Genomic DNA, 20,387 nt, shown 5'->3' on the forward strand with positions numbered 1-20,387 from the left:
ATGAGAGCAAATGCGAGCACATTTTTTATGCCAGATAGCGATACAGCGGCACTTGTGATGCTTGTTTCTAATACAGCATCAACCGTTTCAAATACTCTAAAAATCCTAGAGGTCGCTAAGAAAACAAGTGATCAGATAGATAAATATAACTTTATCGCAATGAGGCGTTACTTCATTGCACGTCGTATTGAGCAACACGTTCTTGATATAGCAGAAGCTAATAAAATGAAGCCTAAAAACCTTCAAGAGCTCAACCAAGTCATGCTTAGACTTAAGATGAATCTACAAGGTTTAAAGAGCAATATCGACTTTATGGCAAAGGACGTTTTAGAGGCTCAAGACTTTACAGATCGCTATTGGGAGAAAGTCGTAAATTCGATGGCCGATGAGCGAGAGTCACATAATCAAGAGCTAATGAGTGCAAGTGAGGGCTCAATTAGTAAACATACTCAAAACACGGCCATGAATACGGCCCTTAACGGGAAGATTCTCTCTAAAATAAGGCGAGATAATCTTGAATACCAAAAAGTTGATCTTGGCATTAAGAAGAGCCAGACCGTCGAAAAACTTCGTCGTGAAGAATTTTATAAAAACTGGATTGGAGTTGATGGCAAAAAAGAAGATGTAAATGAAGCTCTTACGAAAGGTGGGAAGCTATGACAAGTATCATGCGAGACCTTCTTTTAGTTCAAAGCTTCAACCTAAGCACACTTATTGAAGAGTATAGGCTTTTCTTTCTTAGCCTCCTTCCAAGTGTCTTTATCCTTGCAGTAATCATTGAATACTTTGATCGCCTAGAGCCATTTACGTTAGTGAAGAGAGCTTTTATCTCTATTCTAATTTTAACGACGGTTACAAGTGTTTATGAAAGCTCAATAGCATCATCAATGGACACAGCTGATCAAGTTTTAAGAGAGCAGAAACAACAAAATATTCTCTTAATGGATTTCTTTGATGGTTTTAAGCATTGGGATTCAATGACTGAGGATAAGAAGAAGGATTTCTTTAAAGATAGTAATGCCTTTACTGGTGCATTGGCCTTTTTGAAATACCACCTCTTTGATTCATTCGTTAATGATGGTTTCACTATAACGATTTATTTCATCACAAAGCTTTGTTTTGTGATTTTAAAAGTTGTGTATTCTCTCGTTTACTATCTTGGGTATGGGCTCATTGGAATTCCATGCCTGATCTATCTATTTCCATCTATGGGAAATATCCTAAGAGGGGCAATTCTAAGCTATTTGTGGTGCTTAATTGTCCCTCACGTCCTTGTCTTTATTATTTCAATGATTGGAACAGAGATTAACAAGGGCTATGTCTCAGGACATATCATTGGTGGCTCGATGATGGGAACAACTCTTCTCTTTATCCTGACTTTATTTATCGCTTTTACTCCACTTATTGGGGCCATGATTTTAAATGGAAGCGGTATCTCTCAGGCCGGTGGAATTATCGCAAGTATTGGGGCCAATTACGTGATGAATCTACCAAAAAACACCGTCAATAATGCAGCAATGATGGCAACCGGAGGCCCACTTGGCCCAAAGGCAACATTTGCTAAAGGAATGGCCAAAGGTGGCTATCAATTCGCTAAGAAGGCCAAGATTGCAGGCATGAATAAATTCACATCAAGTGGAGGTAGTTCTCGTCCAGCACCAAAGCAGGCAGAACGAGTTAAGCATACTGGACTTGGGCATACACATATAAAAGGTCATATCCCACCTCATGTGAATGATTCGGATTATGTGACTCTTAAAAATTCAAGTAAATCATCAGGAGTTGATTTTATTTCAGCTCCAACAAGAAAGAACCCTGCTTATAAGTCTAAGCAAGTTCACCAAATAAATCCTAAGGTAGGCCCAAAAGAATCTACTAATCTGCAAAGCAATAAAAGGAGTGTAAGTAATGGAACAGTACAAAAGCATGGCAAAGTCCATCGACCACATCAAAAGACCTCTAATATATATCGCTCTAATAAGCGCACTAACTCACATCCTCATTCTAGGAACAGGAATATTAATCAACCACAAAGAAGACAATAAGAGGTTTAGTGCAATGGAAGCGTGTTACATGGGAATGAGAGAGTTATTTGAAAATAATCCTACGGAGAAGCTATTTAACAAGTCTGTTTTAAAGGACGTTAAAGAGCATACCTTTGAGATTGAAGAAATTGGACTCATAAAGCAATTAAGTGGCTTTCGTTGTGATGTTGTGGCCAAAGATAGCAAGGGGCATCGAAGTTTTCGAGTTGCTTTGGAGAAGAATGCAAGTTTTCCTCATTTCTATAAAATTGCTGATGTGAAAGAGCAAAGACTGGCCTCTCGTTATCAATGGGAGGACTCACTATGATCTATTACATCATTACAGGACATATATTTACGATCTTTCTATCTATGTCGCACCTTACAAGCGTGAACTTTCCAAACAAGGTTCAAGACTATGTAGGAGGCCAAGAGGGAGACTTTAAGATTTATGAGTTAAATAAAGGAAAAAGTCTTGTCTACGAGCCAAAGCAGAAAGGCTTTAGCCGAAATTTCATAACGTTTCTCAAAGAGGAAAAATATCATTTCAATCTGAAATATAGCGAGAATTTCTCAAATAAGGACGTTGAGATTCGTAAGGCAGAAAGATGCACTTACTTTACTCTCTTAAAAGAGACGAAAGAATATCAGCTCTTTGAGTGTCCTAAGTCTTTATTCTTTGTAAATAAGTCTAAAAGACCAGTTAAGGTTAATGAATTAACAATCAAGGCTAAGAGCTACTTATCTAAAGGGCCTCCAATCTTCTTAGATGGAAAGATGATCTACTACCAAGGACGTGCTCTATGAAGTGGGTATTTGTCTTATTACTTCTACATTCATACGCTCAAGCGGGATTTAGTGAGATCCCTGCTTCAAATCGCTATCAGTACAAGAAGCCAGTACCTAAGAAGGTTCAAAAAAGAACTGTTAGGAAGAATAAAAAGAGCGAACTTGATGAACATACTAAGAGTCTACTTGAAAAGGATCAAGCGATCTTAGAACTGCTAAAGAAGTCTGAGAAGCGAGTCATCGTTAGAAAGAAGGAAGAGAAAATCATGGCCCTTACACGCGTTCGTGGAATTATTCTAAATTCAGTTTTGGCCATGAATGTAAAGCCTTCAAAATTTATCGTGAGAATAAATAGTGAAAACTCTGATTTGAACGGAGCTGAACTTCGATGTCTTGGATTTAGCTTTGAAAAACGTGTTCCGAGCCAGTGTGACCTCTTGGTTATAGATGGCGAAGAATACGACGTTGATGTGGATATTTGGGATTTAGACGGAGCGGAAGGAATCATTGCTGATTATTACTACTCAGGAGAAGAGAAAACCTTTCTAACTTCTTCTTTTGCGTCATTTCTAGGAGCTACGTTTGATGTGGCCAAAGGTGGAGTAAGTTCTCCTTTTGGCACATTTAATCAAAATACGGCCAAGAATAAGATCATGGACGGTCTAAGTAGTATCGTAACTAATGCCAAGAACAAGATGATCGAGTCAGGAGAGAAGAATTTAACGATCTCTTATGTGAACTCTGGAAAAGAAGTTCTTGTCTTTTTTAATAAGTCTTTAAAGTTAGATGGAGAATAGAATGAAACGAATACTTTTAGGAATTTTAACTTTGAGCATGACTTCATGCTCAACCATGAAGAAAACTCTTATCTATAGCTCCTTAGCCGGTGGAGCAACAGGAGCCACGGCAGGAGCAATGCTTAGTCCTAATAAAGAAAGTCGTGGTGCAAATGCTGCCGTCTTTGGGCTTGTGGGAGCAGGACTGGCGGCTCTTGCTGGCTATGCCCTTTATAAGGATGATCCTCGAAACTATAAGCTCAATCAAATGCTTGTGGATAAGAAGAAAACTAATATTCCGTATGATCCTAATGTAATCGAGATAGGCCTAGGAAATCTCAATATAGATGCCAACCTCAGTAAAGAAGAAGCTTACAAGGTTCCAGTTAAGGAGTTACCTGAAGAGCTTAAGGGCAAAGTAAATAGACAATTTCTAATCAAATATCAATCCAAAGAGCGTTACGTAAAAAAAGGGAACAAAACTTTTTATATTCCGGCCTTTGATGTTTATGAACACGCCTATGGAGAGACACCTGATTCAATTAATAACAATTCAGAAGGAGAAAATAATGAGCAATAAGAAGCAATCAGGAGACTTTGGGCTTGGAGAAGCCTTAGTCCCTGTAATTGATCTAATGTCAGAGATTCTTTTAAAACTAAGCCAATTAATGGCCACAGGACTTGTTCTTGGAATGGATAAGTATGTCTTTAAAAGAAATAATAAGAATACCATTAAAAAGATTGAAAGAGATGATCTTAAAAATGACAGACGCACTCTACTTGATGAGGCTATCGGTTATTCCGTAACATCCAAACGAAATATTATGGGAAGCGAAATTAATAAATCAGCTCATACGGCGGTGGTCGGAGCTAGTGGTTCCGGAAAAACCGTTCTTCTTGATGCTCTTATGTTTGAAGACATGAGACAAGGAAAGCCTGTGGTCTTTATTGACCCTAAGGGCGATAACGGCTCTCTTTTGAACTTTATCAATCTTTGTAAGTTAACAGGACGGGATTTTTATGTCTTTTCTGAATACTGGAATGGCGAGGGAGCTAGTGCCTTAAATCCTGTTAAGGATGGTTCAAGTACGAATATCGCAGATCGTATTTTTAAATCCTTTACATGGAGTGAGGAACATTACGCCCAAATTTGTCGTGATGCTATCGAGGATGCGGTTTCAATTCTTAAAAGCAAAGATGAGTTAGTTAACCTTGAAAGCATCTACAACAAGCTTATTGAAATAAGTGATTCTAAGAATAAAGAAGAAAGCCTTTATAAGCGAGATGACATTCAAGGGATTTTATCACGTCTTAAAAAGCTTATGAGATCAGACTTTGGTCAGAAGCTTAATAGAGCAGATGGTCTTAGTTTTTCTGATATTAGGAAGAGCAATAAATGCGTCTATATCGGATTATCTGTTCTAGGCTTTGCTGAAATTGCCAGGTCTCTTGGGAAAGTGATCTTAGGAGACATCTCTTATTCAGCTTATAAAACCTATCGAGATATAACTCCTATTAACGAAGGTCACCTTGATAAGATGGGACTTTATATTGATGAGCTATCAGCAATTATTACAGATGAGTTTATCGAAATTCTAAATAAGGTAAGAGGGGCAAAGATGGAGCTTACTTTTGCCTTTCAGTCTCCAAGTGATATCGCAAAATATGATTCTGAACTTTGTGCCCAAGTCTTAGAGAATACTTCTAATTGGTTTCTTTTTAAGCAAAGAATAAAAGACGGTGCAGGATTATTTGCTGAGTCTATTGGAACGATGGAGTCAAAGAAACAGACAATACGTGTTCAAGATGGGGAAGAGCAGGCCCAAGGATCACAGAGAACAGTTGAGGAGTTAATTGTTCATTCCAATATCTTAAAGAATTTAAACGTAGGGCAATGTGTGTTTTTGAGGCACTACCCAACAAAAGTTGATCTTCTTAACGTGAAGTATATCGACCCTAAGATCGTTTGGGATAACGTCAAATTTATAAATAAGGAGGTAGTTATCGAAAAAGAGAATACTAGAGAATCCAAAAAAAACAAACCTTATTCAGTAAAAAAACGTAGCCCTTTGTTAATTGAGGGTAGGTGATGAAAACTAGTTTTATTCCCCAAGGGGTTTATGAGGACATCATCAATATTGTTGGGCAATGGAAAGTCGTGGACATGAAGAGTCTAAGTGAAATGTGCAATTACGATGTTGGTTATCATAACCTTTTAAAGAAAGTCCGAAAGCTTGAAACGCATGGACTTATTAAAGGGGTACTTCTTGGCAGAAAGAATAAGCACATTTATCTAACGAACAAAGGGCTTAAATACACTGACCATGATTACACCTATGAAATTTGTGATGAGAATTTAACCCATGATCTAATTGTAAGTCGAGTTCTAAAAGAATTATTAAAGAACGACTCATTTATGAATGGAAGAATGTTTCATCAAATATCAGGAGATCAGCTCTTACCAGATGCTGAGGCCAGCGTGCGAAAGGGAAAGGATATATTCAGACTTGCATTAGAAGTCGAGCTTACTCAAAAGTCACAAAACAGAGTCAAAGAAAAGTACCGTCGATATGCAACTGGAAGTGTTTTCACTTATGGAGTCTTTATCACGAATAAGGAGACATTATTTAAGACTTACCGACGCTTTTTGGAGGAGATGAAGCAAGATATTCAAGAGGCCATAGTCCTAATACTAGATAAGCAAATGACAGCAACCAAATTTAATTATGAAAAGTCAGAGTGCTTCTATCTAGGTAGAGAATTGAGCTTTAGGAGTCTTTTTGGTGATGAGAAAGGTTAAATTAGAGTCAAATGAAGTTAAACAAAATTCGCCCCTGCCATTTTATTGAATGATTTCGGGCCATTATCGAGATGATTTTTGACCTCCCTCACTCTACGAATAAGTGAAGGAGGTCAAAAAGTCACTCTCTATGTCCCTAGGAAAAGAAAATGGCAGGGGCGAAAAAAATAAAAGGAGTGTTTAGTAATGAGTGTAGGGGAAGGAAGAAAAGAAGAAAGCTTGGGTGTTAGTGCGAAGACTGTGCAAATAAAAAAGCGCGGAAGAAAGCCAAAAAATGTAAAGATTAAATTCCAAATAAATCCAGAGCAAACTAAGTTTTTTGTGGATTTATCAAAGGATAAGGAAAGCCTTAGCAAAGTAATGGAACTTCTTGTTGCCTCTAACAATAAAGACTACGGCAAAGAAATTACTTTCAAGGACTTATCCTTATTTGGAATTGAGAAGATTAGTCCAAAGGACATTGAAAAGATTCAAGAATTAAGCTTAAGCAAAAGAGAATTACTAGAAAGGGCTTGGGAGGATTTTAATAAGAAAAATAAGCAGAGTTTGTCCTTTGATGACTTTTTACTAAAGAAGCTTGGACTTAATTAATAGCAAGGAGATTGAAGATGGAAAATACATACGAAACATTTATAGGAAGATTAGGGCGAAATCCAGAACTTAAGTATACAAAAGAAAGAAAACCAGTATGCCATTTATCTGTAGCTATCTATAAGGGAAAAGATAATCCTCCACATTGGCGAAAGGTTACGGTTTGGGATGAACAAGCAGAACTTTGTAATCTATATCTTAAGAAAGGGTATGAGGTTTTTGTTCAAGGACGTGCTGAAACAAAGTCATTCAAAACAGTTGATGGTGATATGAAATCTTATGAGGAAGTGAATGCTCGTCTCGTAGGATTCACTAATCTTAACTAGGAGGATCGTTGGAGAAAATTTTCCTGAATAAAACGTGGCTCAATACAGATGAAACAGCATTGTATCTTGGCAAGACACGTAATGCTGTATGGCTTCTCGTAAGTAAAGGAACACTAATTAAAAGAAAGTGGAATCGAAGACTTTACTTTAAAAGGGCCGAGCTAGATCAATTATTAGAAACATCATTTTTGTAGGAGGTTGTGATGGCCATTACTCAAGAAATTTTGCCAAGTGGTAACTCTCAATTTTCTGTATATGTAAACATTAGAAGTCGCGCAATGCCACATATCCGTTGCCAAAAACGTGTGAAAGGGTTGAAGACAAAGGCAGAGGCAAGCCGTCGAGAAAAGAAACTCATTAAGGAGCTTTCTCAAAAGGTTGCACAAGAAGAGGGACATGGTTTTACATGGAGAATGATCATTGCGAAGTGGGCGGCTGAAGTCGCCCAGCCTTCTTATATTGAAAAGAGCTATAACCCTGCAACCATCAGAGACTATGTTTCAATGCTCCATCGTTGGACGGTGGAATGGCTCGATAGGCCCGCCTCTCAAATTACAAAAGGCGACGGCCGTGAAGCTCTCGATCGTGTTATCGAGGAAGGTAGAAGTAAAGCATTTCAAAAGCGTCTCAAAAATACCATCAACATGATTTACAACTGGGCCATCGAAAATAGAACAATTCGAGGAGTCCCACATAGTCCAGTCTTTGGTTTAAAAATTGTCATTAAACAAGATAAGAGGCCCGAGATTCTGAAGCCCCACGAAATACGAAAACTTCTTTATGAGGCTAAGGCTCAGGAGCATGACTGGTACTACATTTGGGCGTTGGCCCTTCTTACTGGAATGAGAAATGGAGAGTTGTTTGCTCTTAGATGGGAAGATGTGGATTTTGAGGCATCACTAATAAAGGTGGAGAGGTCATATAACTTTAAAGTAGGTGAATACAAAGACACGAAAGCTGGTTACTGGAGAAGCGTTCCGATATCTTCTGAGCTTCGCTCGTTGCTGCTAGAGATAAAGAGTGGGGCGACACGCGAATATATTCTTCCAAGGCCTATTCTTTGGATAGGAGGAAAACAGGCTAAGGTTTTAAAACTTTTTTGCAGGTCTATTGGCTTACCTGAAATTCGCTTTCATACATTGAGGGCGTGCTTTGCGACACAGTTAATTGGAACAGGTGTTGAGCCGGTTAAGGTAATGAAGATTTGTGGGTGGCGTGACTTGAAGACGCTTGGTGTTTACTTGAGGTTGGCCGGGATTGATGAGAGAGGGGCTACGGAGGGGCTTTGCTTTTTACCCTAGACTGATTAAAGCTCTAGATTTTAAACTCATTTTGTTAACAGCGATGATAATATAAATTCTAAAAATGAAATATAATACTGGAGTTTAATTTATTGCTTTCTACACATCTACGTTACATATATTATCAATTCAAATTGAATTAATGACTTCTAAGTATACGATTTTCAAAAATTCTTAAACTAGTACTTATTTGAATTTATATAATTGTTTCAGTTTTTTTAAGTTATTGATATTAAAGATATTTGTTGAATTATGTTGAAAGTGTGGTAAAAAAAACCGAAGGATTGTGATATAATTAATTTAACCAAGGAAAAACAGTATGTTAGTTCATTTTTCTGTGAAGAATTATAAGTCTCTGAGAGAAAATCAATCCATTGATTTTGAGCTCACTTCAAAGTCTGTTGCACAAGAAGGGTTTGGTTTAACGCGAGAGTATTCAAAGTTTCCAGTATCTCCTGTTGCTGGAGTTTTTGGTGCTAACGCGTCAGGTAAAACAAACTTGATAGAGGCCATGAGTTTCTTTGCTCATATTGTAAGCGATGGAAGCGTAAGTGGTTACGAGGATAAGGTTAGATTTTCTACTTACATGTTTGATAAACACTCAAAGGAATCTCCTATTGAGTTCTTCTCTGTTTTTGGTGTTGACAAGAATATTTATGAGTACACTCTAATCCTAAATAAAGAGAGGGTTCTTTTTGAAAAACTATCAATAGTAATAAACTCTAAAGGTGAGAATAATAAATTTTTTGATATATTTAAAAGAGAGTTTTTAGGTGGGGGGTATCAGTGGAACTGGGGGATAGGAACTCCAACAAAGTATGAGATTCCTAAAATGCACCGAAAGCTAGCGGATAATCTTGATGATAAGAGGCTCTTCTTTTCGTTTTACTCTTTGTCATTTGACAATGAAGAATTAAAAGAATTGAGTCGTTTAATTCTTTCTTTGAAAATGGTTCCGTTGAAAGAGGACGGAGGGAAAGATGATATTCCTTTAGCTAGAAAGAATTTTCTTTTACGGGAGTTGAAATATAAGTCTTTCAGAAAGGCTGTCACAGGTTTTCTTTCATTGTTTGAGCCATCGATTGTTGATATCAAGTCTGTAAATGAAGAAATTATGGTTGTATTGAAGGTAAACGATAATGAGTATGATATGCCTTTGTATTTAGAATCTCAAGGGATCAGGCAAATGTTTAGATTATCTGCAATTATTTTAAATACCTTCAGAAGGGGGACTGTGTTAGTTATTGATGAACTGGATGCTCATCTACATCACTTAATAAGTAAGAAAATTATTATGATGTTTCAAGATAGTGAGCTCAATAAGAATGGTGCTCAATTAGTTTTTACATCTCATGATTTGAATCTACTTGATAATTTAATATTTTGTAGGGAGCAGATATATTTAGCAGAAAAAAATAAATCTGCAGTAACATCAATTACTTCTCTTATAGAGATTGAGGATATAAGACAGAGGGACCCATTCTTGAAGAAATACTTGTCGGGAAGAATGCTCGGTTTACCTGTTTTAAAGAGTGATAAACTGTTTCGTGAAGATGTGCAAGATAGTCTTTCGGTTTTTGAGTATCATGTAATTGAGAGAATTAGTTGATATGTCTTATAGGAAAAGAAGTAATCCAAAAACCATAAGGAAATCGTCTCGTTTGGTTATTGTTGTCGAGGGGGAGACTGAGTATGATTATCTTGATCGTTTAAGATTGGCTTTAGGCATTGCAGAACCAATTGTAACGATTAAGAAAGCTCCCGGTGGAGACTTGTTGACATGTGTAAAAGAGCTAGAGAGGGAAATTGAGAAACAAAGAAAGGAAGATATATTTAATGAAGTAGCAGGTGATAAAGGCTTTGTAGTTTGTGATGGGGATGAACACCTTGTTGGTGAAGATGGAAAGTATTGTCAAAGTTTAATTGAGAATGCGAATACAGGGTTTCAAATAATTAATTCTTGTGATTTTTATGAATTCGCAATATCTAATCCAACGTTTGATTATTGGCTCTATTTACACTTTAAGAATGAAGTACCTCCTATGGATCAAGGTCAAGTTCTACAAAAACTTCGAATGATTCCAGGTTTTGAAAATTTTAACAAGAGAATTACCAAAGAAATGTTTGAGATCTTGCTCCCAAAAATAGATGAAGCAGCTTCAAGAGCAAAGGCTATCTTTGAAGACAAGTTAGCAGTTGCTGAAAATCCTGTTTTCTGGTTGCAAGAAAATCCTTATACCAAAATGTATGAATTAGTTTGTACGTTAAATAAAATAGCAGAAAGGAATAGTCGAGAATAGAAGATATCTTTTATATATTATAGAGATGTTTTTAAGAATAATAAACTCATAGGGGGAGTTATGCCTGCTGGATTTACTCATATTTTACTTGCGAAACATTTTACAAATGAATCGGGGCTGGATGATTCACCTTTAGGATTCTTACTTGATGAGAAGCTTGATTATTTTCAATTAGGAGCTGTTGGGCCTGACTTACCATATTCTCAAGTAACTAGTAAAGAGATGAAGGAAATAGCGGACCTATTTCATAATACAGATGCAACATGTATACCAATAAAAGCACTAGAAGAAATTAGAAGAATGCCTGTTGGGGATCAGAAAGATGAGTGTTTTGCCTTTTTTCTTGGTTTCATTAGTCATATTGTGGCTGATGGTATTATACATCCTTTTGTTCGAGACAAAGTTGGTCCTTACAAAGAAGGTGATAATGCTACAAAACACAGATTACTTGAAATGCGATTAGATGTTATATTTTCTGATTATATTCAAAAAGCTGACTTAAATTGTGCAAATTTTCAAGATGAGTTGAAGAACCCTTTAGCTAGTTTTGATCATGTTGCAGAATTATTTTCAAAATGTATAAACTCTTCATATTCAAAGTACACCAATTCGTCAGATATAAAAATGTGGGTTAAGTGTATGGAACTATTATTTGAGTCTGCTGCAAATGAAAATAATCAATATTACTCTATAGTACCTGGGTTAAGTGGTTTTCTATATAAGGATAAATCAGATATTTTAGCATCAATAAGTGACGACTTGATTTTAACTAATAAAACGATAGATGGAAGATCTGCTAACTTTAGAAACTCTGAAACACATTTTTTAAAAGATTGTGTACCTAAGTTCTTTGAAGCTTTAAAGCCAATCTCTCAAAAAGCATATGGGTATGTTTACGAAACTGATAATATTCATAAATTTGATAATAGTGATTTACCGGCGATAAATTTAGATACTGGAAGAAGGATAGACTTATCAAATGGAATTGACGGGTATAATTTAAATGAACCAGCGGTTTACTGGGAGCTGTGAGATGTATGTTGTTAAATGGATAGTATTTTTGTGTGTACTAAGTTGTACGATTACTCCAACAGATAATGACTTTGTTGATATTAAAACTGATATGGCACATTTCAACAAAACGTTAAGAGCAAAAATAAACAGAGGGAAAGAACAGTTAAAATTTGCTGAACTGAATGACAAGAACTATTTGGCATTAATTGAGAAGTGGTCGGTTGATAGTGAGAAAGAGTATGTAAGCTTTTTAACTGGTTATTCTGTTAATATGTTTTTCAGAACATCTGAGATAAATTTTGTAGTTTGTATTGAGTCTTCTGAAGCAGAGGTCATACTTTGTGATAATGCGCGAACAGCAGGTTTAGATTACTATAAAAGAGAAAAGAAATGGCCAATAAATTTAGAAGAGATTTCCAAGAAAATTGAGCTATGAAAATTATATTTTGTATAGGTTATATGTAGTGATTATATGAAAAATAGAACTGGAGGATTAAGTGTCCTCCAGTTATAAAAATTAAATTCACAAAACTTGAAGCTTAAGCTTGGATTTGTAAAGATAATTGGGTCGGATCATTATCTTCACATCAAATCCATACTTAAGTCAAGAGTTTTTAAACTTAAATGTCCACAGGAGGGACTGTAATGAGTCGAAAACAACTACCTAAGTATGTAGGTCCATTTATTGGATTTAATCAACAATCTTATAGTGTATATCTTGCACTTCCATTTGATGAATCTCAAAGTAAAATTACATGTGTGTTCACTTCAGGCTCAAAGCACTTAGAGGTTGAGTCAAGAACTCATAACTTTGACAAAGAGTTTGGTTTACGTATTTTTGATTTACCTGATGAGATTCCTTTTGGTACTGAAGTAAAATATCTATTTAAAAGGAATGGAGAGTTAATTAGAGATATCGATGGATTAATTTTTGATGACTTACATTTTAAAAATATAAAACAATCAGAAATAAAAAAGATAGCTTCAGTATCTTGTAATAACCCATTTCATTTTAAAGAAACTAAGTCAAAACGCTTCAATATGTGGGATAAGTTCTATACCGAAGCAATTCAGGCGGACATTGAGTTAGTGATTCTAGCAGGTGATCAGGTATACAACGACAATCTTGAAAAGAATATGAAAAATGATATCAACCATTCTGAGTTACGTCGTAAGTTCATCCGAAACTATTTAGCATATTTCGGAATATTATCCCGTAAAAAGCTGTTAGCTAGAATACCTTCTATTGCTATGTGGGATGACCACGATATTACTGATGGTTATGGTAGCAGACCAGAACAGTTCAAGTCGGAAAATAGTAGAAAACGTTGGCAAGAATACTTTGAGGTTGCAAATGAGTGCTTCTCTGCATTTCAGGCTATACGAAATCCTAATAATCAATTCAAAAAATCACATAGTACTTATCTTGATATATTGAATACTAGAATTTACTTGTTAGATCTAAGAACACATCGAGATTCTTCTAAAGGAAGATTAATGTCTAAGGATGATTTTGATGATTTCAGAAATAGTATATTGGGCCTACCAGAAAATATCAGAAATGTGACGATAGTTTCTCCCGTTATAATAGCACGAAGTTCTTCTTGTTTAGATGGTGGCGTACGATATTTTGGAAAGGGATTAAGTTACTTGAGGTCGTTGCTGTTAAGTACAATTGGACAACTTGGTCGAACAGATGAATATATTAGAAAAGCTTTTAGAAAAACTATGGTAGCAGATCTGGTTGATGACCTTGATGATTCTTTAGGGAGTTCAAAGAATCGTCAAGATTTTAAAAAGATAATGGAAATAATTACTCCTCCTTTAAGTAATGGCATTTCATTTCAGTTCCTATCGGGTGATATTCACATTGGAGGAAGTGCTACTTTATATATTAAGTCTGAGGAACAGGTATATGAAGTTCCTATATTAGTAAGTAGTCCTATCGGTTATGAACCAATGAGTTCCTTTGTTGAAAAATTAACGACATCAAAAAGTCGAATTAATCTTATTAGTACAGAAGAAGTAAATATATATCAGTTAAATAATGAGTATATTGCTGAAAGAAATTTTCTTCTTATGACGTTTGATGAAGAGTTTTTACAATCTTCGCATCATTTTGAGTATTCAAAAGTAATCAATCAGAAATACAAGATAAATACTAATGATTTAATTAATACAATTAATGTAGAAAGAAAAGAGATTACAAAGAAAAAGGATGATACTTATGGAATTTAAGAAGATTATACTGGACTTTGCAATCAGGAAATTACTATTGTTTAAAGAGAAGGTATGGAGAGTAGATGACTATGCTTTTCTTTTTATATCGTTAAGCATAATTTATTATGTTAGCTTGAAATTTATAGTTAATAATTACAGTGAGTTTTTCTTTGTTGATGACTATCCTTATTCGCCTGTAAAGGAAGGGATAACTCCCTTTTTTCGATTGATCGTACTAGATTATGTGAAAGTAATTTATTCGACTTCTTTTATGCTTATAGTCTTAACAGTACTATTTAAGTTCTTTGAATTTAAAATAAATTTCTGGAAGTTATTAGGGGCGGTCAGTACTTTGTTTTTTATTGCGTTTGGGCTTACTGAGCTAGCAATATATCTAGAAATTAATATGTTGGTCTTATTTATCCGTAATTGTCTATACAACGGCTATGGTGGACAAGTTAGTGTATTAGTGGCGTTGATACTAATGTTACTGGTTCCTTTTATTTCCGTTTTATATATTAAGTTTTCGGGGCGTTTTTTAGTCAGGAATTTAAAGAGGGGAATGGTATTTTTATTTGTAACAATTAGCTTTAACCTCTTGAATAATGGTGTTGGGAAATTTGCAGAGTCAAAAATAATACCGTTTAAAGAGAAGAGAATGGAGAAATATATTAGGCAGAATAATAACCTTGATTCTTTTAGAAGAAATGACTTTAAAGGTTGTGTTCGAGAGAATGAATATCTTGAAATGGTAAAGAAAAGAATGATTGTGTCTAATAGAGCCTGTGCACATAAAGGTCTTGTTGATCTCTTTAGTGATCAATATTGTATAGAGTATTAATTATTGTTAGAAATAAAAAATAACAGTTTATAAGTATTTATAGACTGTTATTTATATATTGTGTTTTCATCAGTAACACCATTTTAGTTTGTACATTCAATCAACTGTATAAAACATTTTCCTGGGCCAATAGTCTTATTTAATTCTTCTATTGTTTTACTTAAACTAATAAGATTAAATATTGAGAAGTTTTTTATTTTTTTACTTTTATCATAACTATTGTTTTCACAAATTATGGCCAAGTGAATAGTAAAGTCAAATTCTTTTAATTTTGAAATTATGTAATCTTCGTGTGTGCTATTATTAATTTCTTTCTTTATTAATTTTTCAACTTCTTTAGGGAATTCTTTAATGACTTGAGCAGAGATTATACTTTGAAAGTTAAGGTGGGATATTCCTGTTGTGCTGCCAAACCTTTTTACATGAATTAGTTGGTTTTTAAATAATATATCACACAATTCAATCTTGTTTGTCCCTTTGTTAAAATATACAAACTTCTGGTCTAGTACATATTTTTGATCATTGATGTTAAGGTGATCAGAATTATAACCAGCCTCGTTATTATGTATCGACTTATTAAATTTCTTTAGATCGCAATAGTTAGAATGTGTCTTTTTTTGGACCAAATAAGAGTTTAAATTTGTCGTCATCTTTGAGTAAAAGTCTTTATCTATTTTATACCAGTTGTTGGTTATTAGTGCATATGTACTAGAGCCAATAATAACTTCTGTCGTTATGCATTTATAAATAGTCCATTTGTCTTGTATTGTATCACCAGAATATACTTTAATATGATTACTTTTTAAAATATCAATCGTAATTTTTTCTTTGTTTTGTAGGTACAATAATACTTCATCTGATGATAATTCATCGCTTTTTTCTAGATCATTGATTGAATAAGCATCAACTTTTTCCATATCAATAAAGTCTGGAATTATAACATTTAGTCTTTTATGCCTTTTTTGGATTTGTTTTATAAGACTATTATTTAACTTGTTTATTCTCTCTAGGTCTTTAATTTCCTCGAATGCGTCAATATTCGGTATAAGTTTTTTGTACTGTTTCCTTTTATACTGCCCTTCAATCCATTTAAAAAAATCAGGGAATTCGTCTATTCCTATTTTTGAGCTTAGACTAAGTGATTCATGGCCTGTTACACTTGAGGAGACTAAGTTTTCTTTAGACCTTTTTTCTTTGAAAAATTTTTTAGGGATATTTTCATTAAACTCAGCAGTAACTCGCTTTAGTAGTTCATAGTCACCATTATATTCGAAAAGAGCCAGGTTTGAAGCAATCGTTGCCTGCGTTTCCTTATGCCATGGTGTGTTATCGTAGGATAGAGATCTTAGTGCTTTAAAATTATCAGCATCGACCGTATTAAGAATTACGTTTCTCCCAAAATTTTTCTCTACTGAGCTTTCTTTTACATATTGGTGACCATGTCCAAAAGTAAGTATAAAATATCTTTTCGATCCTTTTAGTTTGACTATGGCAACAGCTGAAATAGAATGTCTTTTGTAAGACTTTTTTAAGTCTTCGCCACTTGTTAAGTTTTCACACATATCAATCCAGTCTGGAGGATTACTTTTTCCTTTTGTAATATAAAGGTTCCCTTTCAAATCTGAAGTATTTATTTTATATGATTTGACGCTTGGACTATCTTTATCTATTGAAATACAATCACTTTGCTTTATCGCTCTTTTCTCTGATTTCCCCGTCTTTAAAGATCTCTTTGTTATTTTTTCGAGTGACATATAAATACTATAGCGAGTATTTTTTTTTATTGGCATTTGTACTTCCTGAAATGTTAGTTTTTTATGAACGTATATCCCTTTTTTCGACCTTTATTACTTAATTCTTTAGTTGTTGAGAGTCTATTGCAGATGTCAATAATAAGCATGAGATAATCGCTAGAGTAAATTCAGTGATGTATGTTTCAAATCTTAATTTTATCTCTAGAATGTTTTTTGTATTTCATTTACTTAGTTTTATATTCTATACGGTTATTGCCTACACAATGTCGTAGTTATACAATAATATAAATGGGAGATTTGATTATTTTTTCTTTCAATATTCGTAATAAAAAGTAATTGAAAAGATAGTTATGAGTGATGGGATTTTCATTAAAAATTACCTTGGTGTTAATGAAATAGGTGTTAGTTTGAGGCCTATAAGTAATCTTAATGTTTTGATTGGTAAAAATAATGCAGGGAAGACAACTATCGAGAATGCGGTAGCATCTTTGATTCGTAGGTCTTTTAATGATTCTGATAAACAGTTTTATCATGATAAAATACATTACCCTGAAATTTCATTCGAGTGGGAGTTTGATAAAGAATCAGGAAGGATTGTACGACAGAGAATTCAATCAGAGCAAGAAACTAAGGGATTAACCATATGTCCAGTTCCTATTCATTATGAAGTTAGGGATGATGGACTTCGTAAAGAGCTAAAAAGACCTCTAGAAAAAGATCATGTACTTAAAAACAAGACTGTTGTTCGTCTTCATGACCGTCGAAAACACCAAGAAGTATCTAGTGGGAGCTTTGTATTTAGTGTTGATGGTAAAGGTACTACTAAGCTAATTAAGAGTTTAATTATTGGTGAACGAAAAAATGGGTCTCGTTTAGATGAATATATTAGAATTGTGAACTCGATATTAAATCTTGATCGGCCAATTACAGAGTTTAATATTGAAGCGAGTGGTGCTTCAGATGTTTTAGCTTTTAAAGTTAAAGACGATAAAAACTACTACTCTGTTTTTAGGAGTGGTGATGGATTGAACTCTATATTTCAGATTGTTGCCATGTTTGAACTGTTGCCATGGTATGAAGATAAGAATGCTAAGGAGTACGTGTATTTAATTGAAGAAATAGAGAATAAACTCCACCCCGGACTTTTAAAAAAACTTATCGCTTATATTTATAAAAGGTTAATTGATGTTGATGCATATTGTTTTATGACAACTCATTCTTCATCAATTATTGATTTCATATCTAAGAAGGAACAAGCCACTCTTTTCCGCTTGTATAAGAAGTTTGGCTGTACAAACGTTCAGTTTATTAAAGACAGCATAGAGAAAATTGAATTAGTTCAAGAGTTAGGAGCAATGCCAAGTGATATCTTGATGAGTAATTGTTTGATTTGGGTTGAAGGGCCTTCTGATAGGATTTATTGGAACTATTTTATAAAACTTCTTTCTGATAATGAAATAAACGAAGGAGTTCATTATAGCTTTGTTTTTTATGGTGGCAAGATTAGATCTCATTTTGGTGCCAATACGTCTTCTGAAACTTCTTATTTGATTGATATGCTAAAAATTAACCCAAATATAATTTACACTTATGATAGTGATAGAGAAGATGAGGATTCTTTACTCGATGAAACAAAAACACGACTAAGTGCAGAGGTTAGGTCTTCTTCAGGAAAAGTTTTAGAAACAACTGGAAGGACAATCGAAAATTACCTTAAGTCAGAAGTATTGTTAAGCGCACTAGATAACAAAGGTCCTCTAAATCTAAACAAATATTCTAATGTTGTTAGCAGCATTCATAAATTAGATAAGTTAAAGTCAATTACAAAGGTTAATATCGCTCTTGCATATATTGATTACTGTGAGAGTCAGAAATTTGGAATAGAAGATATCAATGAAAATAATCTTAAAGAGAGTGCCTCAAAAGCACTTGAGTTTATCAAAAAGTGCAATGATCTTTGAGAATGTTGATTCCTAGTTATTATTGTTTCCAAACCTTGCCTACACTTATAATTAGTATTAAAATGGATTTACTAAAACGTTACACAAACGAGTAGTGGGAACGTTTATCGAAAGTAAGGGCCGTTGTGGCTATTTTGGCTACACTTCGCTTTGTAATCTCAATGAAAACTAAGCCTTATGAGTCTGTCGGCACCTCCACCACGATCTTCTAACTATTTAATATTATTCAGCTTTTCGTGGTGGTTGCCTTGTCGTGTGGCAACGGTGTGGCAGAATACCATTTTATGGCTCTCCTCCCTTAATGGTGTACGCACCGCACTCATCCTTTATTGACAAGCATAGAGAACTTTCAACCTATAGTTATAAAAGTTCTTATACCCGTAAGCCCGCTTCTGGAGCTGCTTACAGACAGTATTGAATTCTTCGGTCCGGGCATTTGTAATACGATTTTCAAAATAATTCAAGATTTCGCCCTGCCATTTCAGAAGGGTTCGTCTAAACGTTTGTAATTCCTTTATCTTTGTAAGCGCTAAGGCATCTGTGAGCTTTCTAAAGACTCTGCGTGCCCACTTCTCTCCTTTGCACCTGTAGAGTTTGTGAAGGCTTTCTTTGGCCATATAAATCTCCCAGAGCTCGGGATATTTCTTAAGCTCTTTATGAAATTCAAAGCGAGTAAAGTAGTCGATATTTTTTGCGTTCATCAAAAGAAGCTTTCTGATTCGAAGCTTTCTCTTGTCGCCAAAGATCTTCTTTCGATAAACATTTAAAGTGTTATTTAGAAGTCGTACGACATGAAATTTATCTGCAATAATTTTTGCATTTGGAAAATAACTTTGTGCAAATGAGCGGTAAGTAGGAGACAAATCAATGGCCACATTTTTAACATTCTCACGGCCTTTGATATACCTCAAAGAATGTTGAAGTGTTGCAACCGTTCGACCAGGAACAAGCTCCTTTATTCGCTTGTTATTGTAATCGACAATGACAGTTGCAAATTCTTTGTGCCCATACTGTTTGTTGCGTATAAAGCTGTGTTCATCGATACCTACAGTCTTTGGCCATGGATCATTCTTTCGTTTTCGCCACTCCAGTTCCAGTTGTTTGTAATGTTTCTTGTAGATTGTTTTAGTACCAATCGAAAGTGTCTTTTGCACATCCTTAAGGTTTGCGAAGTTTGAAGCTTTGTAGAGAATATGACGTTGCATACGCTCAGTAATCTTTGCGTGCTTTGTGATACCGTCAAGCTGTTCCGTGAAAACTTTCTTGCATCCAAGACCCATGCAACGAAAGCGCTTCTTCTTAATCTTTAGAACACGCCTTCTGGTTTCATGAGGTGAGTCTAGGACACGAACAATGCGATAGTCGTGGACTCGCTTAGACTCCAGTCCACAATGAGGACAAAAGCCGGTCTTAGAGTTGGATTCACAATGGAATATTAGAACTTTCTTATGAGTCATATGCTCAATTTTTAAAAGTTTTAATTTAGGTAATAGCAAAAATTTAGTAAGCTGTTTCTCGAGCATGAGTGATTTTCCTTGTTACAGTTTTAGTGTGGTAACCAAAATTATAACTGGTTAAAATCTCATGCTTGTCTTAAGTTTGCTTAACGCGGTGAAAACACCTTCAAGTGTGAAGAGCCCATTTTATTTCTTTTTTGCTACTTTTTTGACAACTTTCTTTTTTGCTACTT

At 34.8% G+C, this 20,387-nt stretch carries 21 protein-coding genes; 19 read left to right on the forward strand and 2 right to left on the reverse strand.

Annotated elements, in window-relative coordinates; genetic code table 11:
* From ABMA78_RS08630 to ABMA78_RS08715, 18 genes are all read left to right on the forward strand, one after another.
* Nucleotides 1–660, forward strand: a complete 660-nt coding sequence (locus ABMA78_RS08630; RefSeq protein WP_392859017.1) for a hypothetical protein — start codon at nucleotides 1–3, stop codon at nucleotides 658–660.
* The gene (locus ABMA78_RS08635) at nucleotides 657–2,045 is read left to right on the forward strand and encodes a hypothetical protein (RefSeq protein ID WP_392859019.1); all 1,389 of its coding nucleotides are present in this window, start codon (nucleotides 657–659) and stop codon (nucleotides 2,043–2,045) included. The genes ABMA78_RS08630 and ABMA78_RS08635 overlap by 4 nt, the downstream gene beginning before the upstream one ends.
* A gap of 13 nt (nucleotides 2,046–2,058) precedes the next feature.
* On the forward strand, nucleotides 2,059–2,352 hold the full coding sequence (locus tag ABMA78_RS08640) for a hypothetical protein (protein WP_392859020.1): 294 nt from the start codon (nucleotides 2,059–2,061) through the stop codon (nucleotides 2,350–2,352).
* Complete coding sequence (locus ABMA78_RS08645; protein WP_392859022.1) at nucleotides 2,349–2,831, forward strand: hypothetical protein; 483 nt, start codon at nucleotides 2,349–2,351, stop codon at nucleotides 2,829–2,831. The genes ABMA78_RS08640 and ABMA78_RS08645 overlap by 4 nt, the downstream gene beginning before the upstream one ends.
* A complete protein-coding gene (locus tag ABMA78_RS08650) occupies nucleotides 2,828–3,610 on the forward strand; it encodes a TrbI/VirB10 family protein (protein WP_392859025.1) in 783 nt (260 codons plus the stop codon). Before ABMA78_RS08645 ends, ABMA78_RS08650 begins: the two co-directional genes overlap by 4 nt.
* A gap of 1 nt (nucleotide 3,611) precedes the next feature.
* Entirely contained in the window at nucleotides 3,612–4,169 is a 558-nt protein-coding gene (locus tag ABMA78_RS08655; RefSeq protein ID WP_392859026.1) for a hypothetical protein, read from the forward strand.
* Nucleotides 4,159–5,679, forward strand: a complete 1,521-nt coding sequence (locus ABMA78_RS08660; RefSeq protein ID WP_392859028.1) for a helicase HerA domain-containing protein — start codon at nucleotides 4,159–4,161, stop codon at nucleotides 5,677–5,679. The genes ABMA78_RS08655 and ABMA78_RS08660 overlap by 11 nt, the downstream gene beginning before the upstream one ends.
* Nucleotides 5,679–6,389, forward strand: coding sequence for a hypothetical protein (locus ABMA78_RS08665; protein WP_392859031.1), 711 nt, complete (start codon nucleotides 5,679–5,681; stop codon nucleotides 6,387–6,389). Before ABMA78_RS08660 ends, ABMA78_RS08665 begins: the two co-directional genes overlap by 1 nt.
* Before the next feature lie 186 nt (nucleotides 6,390–6,575).
* A complete protein-coding gene (locus ABMA78_RS08670) occupies nucleotides 6,576–6,980 on the forward strand; it encodes a hypothetical protein (protein WP_392859033.1) in 405 nt (134 codons plus the stop codon).
* A gap of 17 nt (nucleotides 6,981–6,997) precedes the next feature.
* Nucleotides 6,998–7,306, forward strand: coding sequence for a single-stranded DNA-binding protein (locus ABMA78_RS08675; RefSeq protein ID WP_392859036.1), 309 nt, complete (start codon nucleotides 6,998–7,000; stop codon nucleotides 7,304–7,306).
* An 8-nt stretch (nucleotides 7,307–7,314) separates the two neighbouring features.
* Nucleotides 7,315–7,500 (forward strand): helix-turn-helix domain-containing protein, encoded by a 186-nt coding sequence (locus tag ABMA78_RS08680; protein WP_392859039.1) that lies wholly within the window; start codon nucleotides 7,315–7,317, stop codon nucleotides 7,498–7,500.
* Nucleotides 7,501–7,509: 9 nt separating this feature from the next.
* Nucleotides 7,510–8,607, forward strand: coding sequence for a tyrosine-type recombinase/integrase (locus ABMA78_RS08685; RefSeq protein ID WP_392859042.1), 1,098 nt, complete (start codon nucleotides 7,510–7,512; stop codon nucleotides 8,605–8,607).
* 337 nt (nucleotides 8,608–8,944) lie between these two features.
* Complete coding sequence (locus ABMA78_RS08690) at nucleotides 8,945–10,216, forward strand: ATP/GTP-binding protein (RefSeq protein WP_392859044.1); 1,272 nt, start codon at nucleotides 8,945–8,947, stop codon at nucleotides 10,214–10,216.
* Nucleotides 10,200–10,907 (forward strand): RloB family protein, encoded by a 708-nt coding sequence (locus ABMA78_RS08695; RefSeq protein ID WP_392859047.1) that lies wholly within the window; start codon nucleotides 10,200–10,202, stop codon nucleotides 10,905–10,907. The genes ABMA78_RS08690 and ABMA78_RS08695 overlap by 17 nt, the downstream gene beginning before the upstream one ends.
* Nucleotides 10,908–10,967: 60 nt before the next feature.
* The gene (locus tag ABMA78_RS08700) at nucleotides 10,968–11,939 is read left to right on the forward strand and encodes a zinc dependent phospholipase C family protein (protein WP_392859049.1); all 972 of its coding nucleotides are present in this window, start codon (nucleotides 10,968–10,970) and stop codon (nucleotides 11,937–11,939) included.
* Nucleotides 11,940–11,967: 28 nt separating this feature from the next.
* A complete protein-coding gene (locus tag ABMA78_RS08705) occupies nucleotides 11,968–12,357 on the forward strand; it encodes a hypothetical protein (protein ID WP_392859052.1) in 390 nt (129 codons plus the stop codon).
* Nucleotides 12,358–12,566: 209 nt separating this feature from the next.
* Entirely contained in the window at nucleotides 12,567–14,159 is a 1,593-nt protein-coding gene (locus ABMA78_RS08710; RefSeq protein WP_392859054.1) for an alkaline phosphatase D family protein, read from the forward strand.
* A complete protein-coding gene (locus ABMA78_RS08715; RefSeq protein WP_392859057.1) occupies nucleotides 14,149–14,982 on the forward strand; it encodes a hypothetical protein in 834 nt (277 codons plus the stop codon). Before ABMA78_RS08710 ends, ABMA78_RS08715 begins: the two co-directional genes overlap by 11 nt.
* Nucleotides 14,983–15,065: 83 nt before the next feature.
* Here the strand turns inward: ABMA78_RS08715 and ABMA78_RS08720 are convergent, their stop codons facing one another.
* Complete coding sequence (locus ABMA78_RS08720) at nucleotides 15,066–16,772, reverse strand: DUF6119 family protein (protein WP_392859060.1); 1,707 nt, start codon at nucleotides 16,770–16,772, stop codon at nucleotides 15,066–15,068.
* A 314-nt stretch (nucleotides 16,773–17,086) separates the two neighbouring features.
* Here ABMA78_RS08720 and ABMA78_RS08725 point away from each other — a divergent pair, with 314 nt between their 5' ends.
* Entirely contained in the window at nucleotides 17,087–18,697 is a 1,611-nt protein-coding gene (locus ABMA78_RS08725) for an ATP-dependent endonuclease (RefSeq protein ID WP_392859062.1), read from the forward strand.
* A gap of 326 nt (nucleotides 18,698–19,023) precedes the next feature.
* On the opposite strand, the gene ABMA78_RS08730 is transcribed toward ABMA78_RS08725, so the two are convergent.
* On the reverse strand, nucleotides 19,024–20,154 hold the full coding sequence (locus ABMA78_RS08730) for an ISL3 family transposase (protein WP_392859064.1): 1,131 nt from the start codon (nucleotides 20,152–20,154) through the stop codon (nucleotides 19,024–19,026).
* Nucleotides 20,155–20,387 lie beyond the last annotated feature (233 nt).

Origin of the sequence: Halobacteriovorax sp. RZ-2, from assembly GCF_043196685.1 — a bacterium.
Lineage (GTDB): Bacteria > Bdellovibrionota > Bacteriovoracia > Bacteriovoracales > Bacteriovoracaceae > Halobacteriovorax_A.

Bases quoted from the DNA above. Each gene is read 5' to 3' on its own strand.
- ABMA78_RS08650 (WP_392859025.1), top strand. From the start codon at position 2,828: ATGAAGTGGGTATTTGTCTTATTACTTCTACATTCATACGCTCAAGCG.
- ABMA78_RS08645 (WP_392859022.1), top strand. From the start codon at position 2,349: ATGATCTATTACATCATTACAGGACATATATTTACGATCTTTCTATCT.
- ABMA78_RS08715 (WP_392859057.1), top strand. From the start codon at position 14,149: ATGGAATTTAAGAAGATTATACTGGACTTTGCAATCAGGAAATTACTA.
- ABMA78_RS08700 (WP_392859049.1), top strand. From the start codon at position 10,968: ATGCCTGCTGGATTTACTCATATTTTACTTGCGAAACATTTTACAAAT.
- ABMA78_RS08665 (WP_392859031.1), top strand. From the start codon at position 5,679: ATGAAAACTAGTTTTATTCCCCAAGGGGTTTATGAGGACATCATCAAT.
- ABMA78_RS08655 (WP_392859026.1), top strand. From the start codon at position 3,612: ATGAAACGAATACTTTTAGGAATTTTAACTTTGAGCATGACTTCATGC.
- ABMA78_RS08730 (WP_392859064.1), bottom strand. From the start codon at position 20,154: ATGACTCATAAGAAAGTTCTAATATTCCATTGTGAATCCAACTCTAAG.
- ABMA78_RS08725 (WP_392859062.1), top strand. From the start codon at position 17,087: ATGAGTGATGGGATTTTCATTAAAAATTACCTTGGTGTTAATGAAATA.
- ABMA78_RS08630 (WP_392859017.1), top strand. From the start codon at position 1: ATGAGAGCAAATGCGAGCACATTTTTTATGCCAGATAGCGATACAGCG.
- ABMA78_RS08635 (WP_392859019.1), top strand. From the start codon at position 657: ATGACAAGTATCATGCGAGACCTTCTTTTAGTTCAAAGCTTCAACCTA.
- ABMA78_RS08720 (WP_392859060.1), bottom strand. From the start codon at position 16,772: ATGCCAATAAAAAAAAATACTCGCTATAGTATTTATATGTCACTCGAA.
- ABMA78_RS08640 (WP_392859020.1), top strand. From the start codon at position 2,059: ATGGAAGCGTGTTACATGGGAATGAGAGAGTTATTTGAAAATAATCCT.
- ABMA78_RS08685 (WP_392859042.1), top strand. From the start codon at position 7,510: ATGGCCATTACTCAAGAAATTTTGCCAAGTGGTAACTCTCAATTTTCT.
- ABMA78_RS08710 (WP_392859054.1), top strand. From the start codon at position 12,567: ATGAGTCGAAAACAACTACCTAAGTATGTAGGTCCATTTATTGGATTT.
- ABMA78_RS08675 (WP_392859036.1), top strand. From the start codon at position 6,998: ATGGAAAATACATACGAAACATTTATAGGAAGATTAGGGCGAAATCCA.
- ABMA78_RS08670 (WP_392859033.1), top strand. From the start codon at position 6,576: ATGAGTGTAGGGGAAGGAAGAAAAGAAGAAAGCTTGGGTGTTAGTGCG.
- ABMA78_RS08660 (WP_392859028.1), top strand. From the start codon at position 4,159: ATGAGCAATAAGAAGCAATCAGGAGACTTTGGGCTTGGAGAAGCCTTA.